Consider the following 10,576-nt stretch of genomic DNA (forward strand, 5'->3'; position numbering starts at 1 on the left):
CGCCGCGGACGTCAGTGGACGTCGGCCATCAGGGCCACGACCTTCTTCCGGTACATGAAGACCGCGAAGCCCGCGAGTGCCGCCATGGCCGCCTCCAGCGTGATCACCCCGACCCCGCTCAGGTCGACCCCGGCGATGGACAGCAGTCCCGTGATGCAGTCGCCCGCGGTCACGGCCAGGAACCACACGCCCATCATCTGGCTGGCGTACTTCGCCGGCGCCATCTTGGTGGTCACCGACAGGCCGACCGGCGACAGGCACAGCTCACCCATCGTCTGGACCATGTAGATCGACACCAGCCACAGCGGGCTGACCTTGGTCCCGTCCTGGGCCATCCCCATCGGCACGACGAAGACGAAGAACGAGGCGCCGATCAGGACCAGGGCCATCGCGAACTTCAGCGTGGTGTTCGGCTCGCGGTCACGCCGCGCCAGCCACAGCCACAGCCAGGCGAAGACCGGGGCCAGCGCCATGATCATCAGCGGGTTGACCGACTGGAACCACGAGGACGGGAAGTGCAGCCCGAAGATCGTGTCCGCGGTCTTGGAGTCGGCGAAGGCGGACAGCGTCGAACCGCCCTGGTCGTAGATCATCCAGAACACCGCGGCGGCCACGAAGAACCAGATGTAGCCGCTCACCTTGGTCTGCTCGACCGCCGAGAGCTCCCGGTCGCGCTTGATCCGGATGAGCACGCCGGTCGGGATGATCAGGCCCAGGATGGTGATCGGGATCAGCACCCAGTTGAGGGTCCAGCTCCCGCTGAGCACCACGCCGGTGTAGAAGACCGCGGCGACGATCAGCCAGATCATCGCCTTGCGCAGCCAGGAGCGGCGCTCCTCGGTCGCCAGTGGGGTGGGGACGACGTTGCTCTCCGGGCTCAGATGGCGGGTGCCGATCAGGAACTGGACCAGGCCCAAGGCCATGCCCAGCGCGGCGAGCGCGAAGCCCAGGTGCCAGTTGTACGACTGGCCGACGGTGCCGATGACCAACGGGGCGGCGAAGGCACCGAGGTTGATGCCGATGTAGAAGAGGGTGAAGCCGCCGTCCCGGCGCGGGTCCTGCGGACCGTCGTAGAGCTGGCCCACCATCGTCGAGATGTTGGCCTTGATCAGACCGGAGCCGAGCGCCACCAGGGCGAGACCGACGAAGAAGGTGGCCTGGCCGGGGACGGAGAGCGCCAGATGTCCGGCCATGACGATCCCGGACGCGATGACCACCGTCTTGCGCGGACCCCACACCCGGTCGCCGAACCAGCCGCCCGGCATGGCCAGCAGATAGACCATGGCCAGGTAGACCGAGTAGATGGCCACCGCGTTGCCCTCGGTCAGCCCGAGCCCGCCGCCCTGCCCGCCGGCCTTGGCGTCGGGGCCGCCGGAGATCAGATAGACCACGAGGAGGGCCCGCATGCCGTAGAAGCTGAACCGCTCCCACATCTCGATCATGAAGAGAGTGGCCAGGCCGCGGGGGTGGCCGAAGAAGGTTTTGCCGCCGGCAGGGGTCCCCTGCGCGGTGGCGCCCTTCGTCAGGCTGGACGCCATGGTGGTTTCCTTGCGTGCTCAGAGAGCGCTGCCGACAGGGCCAGCGCCCATGGGGGGATGGCTGAGCGACTGAGCGCCGGACGTGGCCCGGGCCGGTCGTGCCGACCCCTTCCCCGCTCCGGACATGACAGAGACCTTTGGGTGCGTCGTCGTCACCAAAGGTCCCGGAGGAGTGCTACAGACGTTGTTTCACCATACGACACGTACTTGACACTCCTGGAGACGGTGAGAGATAGCTCACGGCGGAGGCGTGCAACCTTCCGTGCACCGTCCGTCGCGCCGTACGCGCCCCGTGCCCCGACCTCAGCGGACTACCATCACCCCCATGACCCGAGTACTGCTCGCCGAGGATGACGCATCCATCTCGGAGCCGCTCGCCCGCGCCCTGCGCCGCGAGGGGTACGAGGTCGAGGTGCGCGAGGACGGACCCACCGCGCTCGACGCCGGTCTGCAAGGAGGCGTCGACCTGCTCGTCCTCGACCTCGGCCTGCCCGGGATGGACGGGCTCGAGGTCTGCCGTCGGCTCCGTACGGAGGGCCATGGCTTTCCGGTGCTGGTGCTCACGGCCCGCGCGGACGAGGTGGACACGGTGGTCGGCCTGGACGCCGGCGCCGACGACTACGTCACCAAGCCGTTCCGGCTCGCCGAACTGCTCGCCCGGGTCCGGGCGCTGCTGCGGCGCGGTGCCGTCGAGACGCAGCAACAGCAGCCGGCCACCCACGGGGTGCGGATCGACGTCGAGTCGCACCGCGCCTGGATGGGCGACGAGGAGCTGCAGCTGACCGCCAAGGAGTTCGACCTGCTGCGCGTCCTGGTGCGGGACGCCGGGCGGGTCGTCACCCGCGATCAGCTGATGCGTGAGGTGTGGGACACCACGTGGTGGTCCTCCACCAAGACCCTCGACATGCACATCTCCTGGCTGCGCAAGAAGCTCGGTGACGATGCGGCCAATCCCCGCTATATCGCCACCGTTCGTGGTGTCGGCTTCCGATTCGAGAAAAGCTGAAAAAGGTGACCAGGGCTGACACGGTAGGGCAATGCGCCGTCGCTTGATCAACTCCACGCTCGCCGTGGTGCTCGTCGTCATCGCGGTCTTCGGCCTGTCGCTGGTCATCGTCGAGACGCGGACCATCGAGAACAGCGCCCAGGAGAGTGTGAGCTCCGACGCGGTGCGCCTGGTCAGCATCGTCGACAGCAGGCTGCTCGGGGGCGAGGGGGTCACCCCCAGAGTGCTGCGCGAGCAGATCGAGCCCGGCCGCTATGCCGTGATCAGGATGCCCGACCACCGCAATGTGGAGATCGGCAAGCGCCCCGAGGGCAGCGTCATCTCCGCCGAGGAGCCGGGTGAGCAGGGCGAGGTCGTACGGGTCGAGGCGTCCCGGACGACGGTGAGCCGCGAGGTCGGCCGCACCATGCTGATCATCCTCGCGGTCGCGCTGCTCGCCGTGCTCGCCGCAGTCGCCCTCGCCGTACGCCAGGCGCACCGGCTCTCCGCCCCGCTCACCGACCTCGCGGAGACCGCCGAGCGGCTGGGCTCCGGGGACCCCCGGCCGCGCCACCGGCGCTACGGGGTGCCGGAGCTGGACCGGGTCGCCGACGTGCTGGACGGGAGCGCCGAGCGCATCGCCCGGATGCTCACCGCCGAGCGGCGGCTGGCCGCCGACGCCTCGCATCAACTCCGCACGCCGCTGACCGCGCTGTCGATGCGGCTGGAGGAGATCACGCTCACCGACGACCCGGAGACGGTCAAGGAGGAGGCGATGATCGCGCTGGGCCAGGTGGAGCGGCTCACCGACGTCGTCCAGCGGCTGCTGACCAATTCGCGCGATCCGCGCAGCGGCTCGGCGGTCGCCTTCGACCTGGACGAGGTCGTCAAGCAGCAGATCGAGGAGTGGCGCCCGGCCTCGCGCAGCGAGGGCCGCGCCATCGTGCGCTCGGGCAAGAAGGGGCTGCGCGCGGTGGGCACCCCGGGCGCGGTCGCCCAGGTGCTGGCGACGCTGATCGAGAACTCGCTGATGCACGGTGACGGCACGGTCGCGCTGCGTACCCGGGTGACCGGCAACCAGGCCGTGGTGGAGGTCTCCGACGAGGGTCCGGGGGTCTCGCCCGACCTGGGCGCGCGGGTCTTCGAGCGGACGGTCAGCGGGCGGAACTCCACGGGGCTCGGGCTGGCCGTCGCGCGGGACCTGGCCGAGGCGGACGGCGGCCGGCTGGAGCTGCTGCAGCAGCATCCGCCGGTGTTCGCGCTCTTCCTCAGCCGGGAGGCCGAGGACGCCTCGGGCTCTTGAGCGGCGCCCGAGGGCCCCTCGGGCGCTACTTGCGGACCGGCTGCTTACGGGTGGCCTGGGCGGGCGGCGCGTCGGACAGGAAGGCTTCCGCGCACACGACGGCGTCCCGTGCGGGCAGTGTCCGGAACACCCAGGTCCGGTAGGACCAGAAGCGGAAGAGGGTGCCCAGGCCGATGCCGAGGAACTTGAACACATTGCTCTGCAGTGAGCTGTCCCACCCGAAGCCATAGGTGGCGGCGTAGAGCACACCGTTCTCGATGATCAGGCCGATGGCGCTGAACAGCAGAAAGAGGCTGAGTTCCTTGGTGCGGCCCTGCTTGTCGCGGTCCCGGTAGGTGAAGTAGCGGTATCCCACGTAGTTGAAGCCGGTGGCGACCACCGTGGCCACGATGCTGGCCCGCACCACCGGCAGTTCGGTGACGCTGCGGACCAGGTTGAACACCGCGAGATTGACGAAGACGCCGGCGCCGCCGACCACCCCGAACTTCGCGATCTCGCGAGCCAGTTGCCCCATCTGGGCGCGCAGCCCGCCGAGTGTGCTCCGTTCACTCATGGTGATCGTTCAGCCCCGTCCTGTCGGTGTCGTCCATCCCCCCATGCTAACCAGCGGCCGTGCCCCGTGCCCTTCAGCCCGCGGTCAAGTGTCCGGTGCGTATCTCTGGAGGTTCCTCCAACGCAGGTCAGGGCCGGTCGGCGGAGGAAGTTACCCTGGGAGGGTGACATTCCCGGTAGTCGGCATGGTCGGCGGCGGCCAGCTCGCCCGTATGACCCATGAGGCGGGCATCCCCCTCGGCATCAGGTTCAAGCTCCTCAGTGACACCCCCCAGGACTCGGCGGCCCAGGTGGTCAGCGATGTCGTCATCGGCGACTACCGCGACCTGGACGTTCTTCGTGCTTTCGCACAAGGCTGTGATGTGGTCACTTTCGACCACGAGCATGTCCCGGCGGAGCATCTGCGCGCTCTGGAAGCGGATGGCGTGGTCATCCGCCCCGGAGTCGAGGCGCTGCTGCACGCCCAGGACAAGGGGGTGATGCGCAAGCGGCTGAGTGAGGCCGGTGTGCCGTGCCCCCGCCACCGCATCGTGACCGACCCCGAGGACGTCGCGCGGTTCGCGGAGGAAGCGGGGGAGGGCGACGGATTTCCGGTCGTCCTCAAGACGGTGCGCGGCGGTTACGACGGCAAGGGCGTCTGGGTCGTCCGCGGTGTGGAGGAGGCGGCCGAGCCGTTCCGTGCGGGGGTGCCCGTCCTCGCCGAGGAGATGGTCGACTTCGCCCGTGAGCTCGCCGCCAATGTCGTACGGTCCCCGCACGGCCAGGCCGTGGCCTACCCCGTCGTGGAGTCGATCCAGGTGGACGGGGTCTGCGACACCGTGATCGCCCCGGCCCCCGGTCTCTCCGAGGAGCTTTCCGGCACGGCGCAGGAGATGGCGCTGAAGATCGCGGCGGAGCTCGGGGTGGTCGGCCATCTCGCGGTCGAGCTGTTCGAGACCCTCGACGGCCGGCTGCTGGTCAACGAGCTGGCGATGCGCCCGCACAACTCCGGTCACTGGACCCAGGACGGCGCCGTCACCTCCCAGTTCGCCAACCATGTGCGGGCCGTGCTGGACCTGCCGCTCGGCGATCCGCGGCCGCGCGCGCCGTGGACCGTGATGACCAATGTGCTCGGCGGCGACTACCCCGATATGTACGGGGCGTATCTGCACTGCATGGCGCGCGACCCGGCGCTCAAGATCCATATGTATGGCAAGGACGTGAAGCCCGGGCGCAAGGTCGGCCACGTCAACACCTATGGCGACGACCTGGCCGATGTGCGCGAGCGCGGCCGGCACGCCGCCGACTACCTCCGAGGGACCATCACCGAATGAGCGCTCCTGTGATCGGCATCGTCATGGGCTCCGACTCCGACTGGCCCGTCATGGAAGAAGCGGCCAAGGCCCTCGACGAGTTCGAGATCCCGTATGAGGTGGATGTCGTCTCGGCCCACCGCATGCCGCGCGAGATGGTCGCCTACGGGGAGAACGCGGCGTCCCGCGGCCTCAAGGCCGTCATCGCGGGCGCGGGCGGCGCCGCCCATCTCCCGGGCATGCTCGCGTCCGTCACCCCGCTGCCGGTCATCGGGGTGCCCGTACCGCTGAAGTACCTCGACGGCATGGATTCCCTGCTGTCGATCGTCCAGATGCCCGCGGGCGTCCCGGTGGCCACCGTCTCCATCGGCGGCGCCCGCAACGCGGGCCTGCTCGCCGCCCGGATCCTGGCCGCACATGACCCCGGACTCCAGGCGCGGATGTGCGAGTTCCAGGACGAGCTCAACGCCCAGGCCACGGAAAAGGGCAAGCGCCTGCGCGCGAAGGTGGACGGGGCGGGCGCGTTCGGCTTCGGCCACTGAGCCCATTCCAGCCCCACCGGGTAACTCCAGCCCCTCCGGCGTTTGAGGAGCGGAGTCCGGGGCGGAGCCCAGAAAGCGGGGGCTGGGGGCGGAGCCCCCAGTTCCGGGAAGGGGCGGGGTGGGGCAAGCCGCCGCAGGCGCCCCCAACACGTGACTTCGACCCGGCCGCATACGAAAATGCCAGGATGACCGATCACCTCGCGCAAGCCCACGACCTGCTGGCCGCCCACCCCGTCGTAGACGGCCACAACGACTTCCCCTGGGCCCTGCGCGAGCAGGTCCGCTACGACCTCGACCAGCGCGACATGGCCGCCGATCTCACCCCGCACACCCACACCGACATCCCCCGCCTCCGCGCAGGCGGCGTAGGCGCCCAATTCTGGTCGGTGTACGTGCGCTCGGACTTCAGCGGCGACACCGCGGTCAGTGCCACCCTCGAGCAGATCGACGTCGTCCGCCGTTTCACCGACCGCTACGCGACCGACCTGCGCCCAGCCCTCACCGCCGACGACATGGAGGCCGCGCGGACCGAGGGCCGGATCGCCTCCCTCATGGGCGCCGAGGGCGGCCACAGCATCAACTGCTCCCTGGCCACTCTGCGCACCCTGTACGACCTGGGCGTGCGGTACATGACGCTCACCCACAACGACAACGTCCCCTGGGCCGACTCGGCGACCGACGAGCCGAAGGCGCACGGCCTCACCCGCTTCGGCGAGGAGGTGGTGCGCGAGATGAACCGCCTGGGCATGCTCGTCGACCTCTCGCATGTCTCGGCCGACACCATGCGGGACGCGCTCCGGGTGACCGAGGCGCCCGTGGTCTTCTCGCACTCCTCCGCACGCGCCGTCTGCGACCATCCGCGCAACATCCCCGACGATGTGCTGGCGCTGCTGCCCGCCAACGGGGGCCTGGCGATGGCCACCTTCGTCCCCAAGTTCGTCCTGCCCGAGGCGGTCGCCTGGACCCGGGCGGCGGACGAGAACATGCGCGCCCACGGACTGCATCCGCTGGAGATGACGCCCGCCGGGATGAAGGTCCAGCGCGCCTTCGAGGAGGCCAACCCGCGCCCCCTGGCGACCGTGTCGACCGTCGCCGACCATCTCGACCACATGCGCGAAGTGGCGGGCATCGACCACATCGGCATCGGCGGCGACTTCGACGGCACCGCCTTCACCCCCGAGGGCCTCACCGATGTCGCGGGCTATCCGAACCTGATCGCCGAGCTCCTCGACCGCCGCTGGTCACCGGCCGACCTCGCCAAGCTGACCTGGCAGAACGCGGTCCGTACGCTGCGCGGTGCCGAGGACGTGGCGCGCGCCGCGCAGAGCAGCCGCGGCCCGTCCCTCGCGACCATCGACCAACTGGACGGCGCAGCCACCGCCTGACACCCCACCGGCCCGGCGCACCGAGCCGGACAACGCACCAACCCACCTGACACACCAACAGGCCCTTTAGTGGCCCTTGGTGCCTTTGTGATGCCTTGATGCATCGTTCACGCAATTCTCCTCTTCCTCGTTGCCTTGCGGGCGAGAGAGTCGAAGCGGTCTGACGATCTCTCACGCGCTCAACGGGAAGAGGCGTTATGTCCGACTTCACCCGTCGTAGACTTCTCGGTGCCGCCGCCGGCTCGCTCGGTGTGGGCGCGGCGACGTCGCTGGTGCCGCCGAGTGTGCAGCAGGCGATAGCCGCCGGCCCGGCCAAGGGCGGTTCCCTCCACGACATCGAGCACGTCGTCCTGCTGATGCAGGAGAACCGCTCGTTCGACAACTACTTCGGCACCCTCAAGGGAGTGCGCGGTTTCGCCGACCCGGACGCCCTGACCCTCTCCACCGGCAAGTCCGTCTTGTACCAGCCGGACGAGGAGAACCCGGACGGCTATCTGCTCCCGTTCCACCTGGACACCCACTCCACCAGCGCCCAGGCGATCCCCTCCACCAGCCACGCCGGGTCGGTGCAGCACGAGGCGTGGAACGACGGCGCCATGGACAAGTGGCTGCCCGCGCACCGTAAGGCCGACGGCAAGAACGGCCGGTATGCCATGGGCTACCACACCCGTGAGGACATCCCGTTCCAGTTCGCGCTCGCCGAGGCGTTCACGATCTGCGACAACTACTTCTGCCCGGTCTTCGGCCCCACCTGGCCCAACCGGCTGTACTGGATGACGGGCACCATCGACCCGACCGGCGGCAGGGGCGGTCCGATCCTGGACAACACCGCCCCGCAGCCCTACCGCTGGACGACGTACGCCGAACGCCTCCAGCAGGCCGGCGTGAGCTGGAAGGTGTACCAGGAGGAGGACGACTACTGTTCGACCACGTCCCGCCGCCCACCCCCAAGCAGGGGACCGTGGAGGAGTTCGTGGGCGGCCTGCCCATCGGCGGCGGCTTCCGGGTGCCCTGCCTGATCGTCTCGCCGTGGACGGTGGGCGGCTGTGCCGCGGGCCAGGCGTTCGACCACATCTCGGTGCCGCAGTTCCTGGAGCGGCTGACCGGGGTCGAGGAGCCGAACATCAGCCAGCCACCGCCCCCGCCGCTGAAACCGGCCCGACCCGACCGAAGCCGCCGCCGCCGGAGCCCGTCCGGCGGGGGCGGCGGTTACGCCAAGGGGCGGCCCAGTGCGACGTCTACGCCAGGAGGCGGCCCAGGGCGAACGGCTACGCCAGGAGGCGGCCCAGGGCGAACGGCTACGCCAGCGGGCGCCCCAACGCGCGGTAGGTCCAGCCGGCCTCGCGCCAGTGGTCGGGGTCCAGGGCGTTGCGCCCATCCAGGATGCGGCGCTCGGCGACGACGCTGCCGAGGGCCGCCGGGTCCAGCTCGCGGAACTCGCGCCACTCGGTGAGATGCAGCACCGCATGGGCGCCCTGCGCCGCCTCGGTCGCGGTCGCCGCGTAGGCGAGGGTCGGGAAGAGGGCCCGGGCGTTCTCCATGCCCTTGGGGTCGAAGACGGTCACCTGAGCGCCCTGGAGCTGTATCTGACCGGCCACATTGAGTGCGGGAGAGTCCCGGACGTCGTCGGAGTCCGGCTTGAAGGTCGCGCCCAGCACAGCCACCCGCTTGCCCAGGAAGCTGCCGCCGACGGCCTCGCGGGCCAGCTCGACCATGTGGCCGCGGCGCCGCATATTGATCGAGTCGACCTCGCGGAGGAAGGTCAGCGCCTGGTCGGCGCCGAGCTCACCGGCGCGCGCCATGAAGGCCCGGATGTCCTTGGGCAGACAGCCGCCGCCGAAGCCGATCCCGGCCCGCAGGAACTTCTTGCCGATGCGCTCGTCGTAGCCGATGGCCTCGGCCAGCTTGACCACATCGCCGCCCGCCGCCTCGCAGACCTCGGCCATGGCGTTGATGAAGGAGATCTTCGTCGCCAGGAAGGAGTTGGCCGCGACCTTCACCAGCTCGGCGGTCGGGAAGTCGGTCACCACGAAGGGCGAGCCCTCGGCGATGGGCGTCTCGTACACCTCGCGGAGCAGCTTCTCGGCCCGGTCGCCGGCGACGCCGACCACGATCCGGTCCGGGTGCAGGGTGTCCTGGACGGCGAACCCCTCGCGCAGGAACTCCGGGTTCCAGGCGAGCTCCGCGTCCGCCCCCACCGGGGCCAGCTCGGCCAGCCGGGCCGCGAGCAGGTCGGCGCTGCCGACCGGCACCGTGGACTTGCCCACGACCAGCGCGGGGCGGCGCAGATGCGGGGCGAGCGAGTCCACCGCGGCGTTCACGTAACTCATGTCACAGGCGTACTCGCCGTGCTTCTGCGGGGTGTTCACGCAGATGAAGTGGATGTCGCCGAACTCCCCGGCCTCCTCGTAGGAGGTGGTGAAGCGCAGCCGCCCGGTGGCGCCCTCGATCCCCGCGACGTGGCGCCGCAGCAGGTCCTCGAGGCCGGGCTCGTACATGGGCACCCGGCCCTCGGTGAGCATCGCGATCTTCTCGGGCACGATGTCGAGGCCGAGCACCTCGAAGCCCAGTTCCGCCATGGCCGCTGCGTGGGTGGCGCCGAGGTAGCCGGTGCCGATCACAGTGATCTTGAGGGCCATGCAGTGCTCCAGAACGGTCGATCGCAGATGCGGTGCCTGAGCATAGTCGGGACCGTGGGACGGGCTCAGCCGACTCTGTCGGGTAACTCACGTATACCTGCCGGGGCGTCGCCCCTAGAATTCAGTTACTTAACGGTAGTTAGCACTCTTGAGGAGTGAGAGGCTTGGCGTCCTCGGTGAACGACTTCGACCTGTACCGGCCGTCCGAGGAGCATGACATGCTCCGGGACGCCGTCCGCTCTCTCGCCGAGGCGAAGATAGCCCCCTTCGCCGCAGAGGTCGACGAGGGGGCCCGGTTCCCCCAGGAGGCGCTCGACGCCCTGGTCGCGAACGATCTGCA

Annotated in this window: 9 protein-coding genes and 1 pseudogene; 7 read left to right on the forward strand and 3 right to left on the reverse strand. The window is 69.7% G+C overall.

What is annotated here, in order from left to right; all coding sequences use genetic code 11:
• Positions 1–11: 11 nt before the first annotated feature.
• Positions 12–1,538, reverse strand: a complete 1,527-nt coding sequence (locus ACFYOY_RS42665; protein WP_351902322.1) for an oligopeptide:H+ symporter — start codon at positions 1,536–1,538, stop codon at positions 12–14.
• A gap of 325 nt (positions 1,539–1,863) precedes the next feature.
• Between ACFYOY_RS42665 and ACFYOY_RS42670 the strand changes: the two genes are divergently transcribed.
• Together ACFYOY_RS42670 and ACFYOY_RS42675 are read left to right on the forward strand one after the other, a co-directional pair.
• Entirely contained in the window at positions 1,864–2,544 is a 681-nt protein-coding gene (locus tag ACFYOY_RS42670; protein ID WP_014061218.1) for a response regulator transcription factor, read from the forward strand.
• Positions 2,545–2,575: 31 nt separating this feature from the next.
• Positions 2,576–3,826, forward strand: coding sequence for an ATP-binding protein (locus ACFYOY_RS42675; RefSeq protein ID WP_351902318.1), 1,251 nt, complete (start codon positions 2,576–2,578; stop codon positions 3,824–3,826).
• Positions 3,827–3,851: 25 nt separating this feature from the next.
• Here ACFYOY_RS42675 and ACFYOY_RS42680 read toward each other — a convergent pair whose 3' ends face one another.
• Complete coding sequence (locus tag ACFYOY_RS42680; RefSeq protein WP_119989178.1) at positions 3,852–4,379, reverse strand: GtrA family protein; 528 nt, start codon at positions 4,377–4,379, stop codon at positions 3,852–3,854.
• Between the two features lie 163 nt (positions 4,380–4,542).
• Here ACFYOY_RS42680 and ACFYOY_RS42685 point away from each other — a divergent pair, with 163 nt between their 5' ends.
• From ACFYOY_RS42685 to ACFYOY_RS42700, 4 genes and pseudogenes are all read left to right on the forward strand, one after another.
• Positions 4,543–5,691 (forward strand): 5-(carboxyamino)imidazole ribonucleotide synthase, encoded by a 1,149-nt coding sequence (locus tag ACFYOY_RS42685; protein ID WP_388593166.1) that lies wholly within the window; start codon positions 4,543–4,545, stop codon positions 5,689–5,691.
• On the forward strand, positions 5,688–6,212 hold the full coding sequence (purE, locus tag ACFYOY_RS42690; protein ID WP_351902312.1) for a 5-(carboxyamino)imidazole ribonucleotide mutase: 525 nt from the start codon (positions 5,688–5,690) through the stop codon (positions 6,210–6,212). The genes ACFYOY_RS42685 and purE overlap by 4 nt, the downstream gene beginning before the upstream one ends.
• Before the next feature lie 185 nt (positions 6,213–6,397).
• Complete coding sequence (locus tag ACFYOY_RS42695; RefSeq protein ID WP_351902309.1) at positions 6,398–7,597, forward strand: dipeptidase; 1,200 nt, start codon at positions 6,398–6,400, stop codon at positions 7,595–7,597.
• 197 nt (positions 7,598–7,794) lie between these two features.
• A pseudogene (locus ACFYOY_RS42700) lies at positions 7,795–8,726 on the forward strand (alkaline phosphatase family protein); the annotation flags it as partial.
• A 169-nt stretch (positions 8,727–8,895) separates the two neighbouring features.
• Here ACFYOY_RS42700 and ACFYOY_RS42705 read toward each other — a convergent pair.
• Complete coding sequence (locus ACFYOY_RS42705) at positions 8,896–10,236, reverse strand: UDP-glucose/GDP-mannose dehydrogenase family protein (RefSeq protein WP_351902306.1); 1,341 nt, start codon at positions 10,234–10,236, stop codon at positions 8,896–8,898.
• Between the two features lie 164 nt (positions 10,237–10,400).
• Between ACFYOY_RS42705 and ACFYOY_RS42710 the strand changes: the two genes are divergently transcribed.
• Positions 10,401–10,576, forward strand: a 176-nt coding sequence (locus tag ACFYOY_RS42710) for an acyl-CoA dehydrogenase family protein (RefSeq protein ID WP_351902485.1), incomplete at its 3' end; no start/stop codon positions are given.

This window comes from Streptomyces sp. NPDC007875, from assembly GCF_042868035.1.
Taxonomy (GTDB): Bacteria; Actinomycetota; Actinomycetes; order Streptomycetales; family Streptomycetaceae; genus Streptomyces; species Streptomyces antimycoticus.

Excerpts from the sequence above, each read along its gene's own strand:
- purE (WP_351902312.1), top strand. The coding sequence starts at position 5,688 with ATGAGCGCTCCTGTGATCGGCATCGTCATGGGCTCCGACTCCGACTGG.
- ACFYOY_RS42670 (WP_014061218.1), top strand. The coding sequence starts at position 1,864 with ATGACCCGAGTACTGCTCGCCGAGGATGACGCATCCATCTCGGAGCCG.
- ACFYOY_RS42680 (WP_119989178.1), bottom strand. The coding sequence starts at position 4,379 with ATGAGTGAACGGAGCACACTCGGCGGGCTGCGCGCCCAGATGGGGCAA.
- ACFYOY_RS42665 (WP_351902322.1), bottom strand. The coding sequence starts at position 1,538 with ATGGCGTCCAGCCTGACGAAGGGCGCCACCGCGCAGGGGACCCCTGCC.
- ACFYOY_RS42695 (WP_351902309.1), top strand. The coding sequence starts at position 6,398 with ATGACCGATCACCTCGCGCAAGCCCACGACCTGCTGGCCGCCCACCCC.
- ACFYOY_RS42705 (WP_351902306.1), bottom strand. The coding sequence starts at position 10,236 with ATGGCCCTCAAGATCACTGTGATCGGCACCGGCTACCTCGGCGCCACC.
- ACFYOY_RS42675 (WP_351902318.1), top strand. The coding sequence starts at position 2,576 with ATGCGCCGTCGCTTGATCAACTCCACGCTCGCCGTGGTGCTCGTCGTC.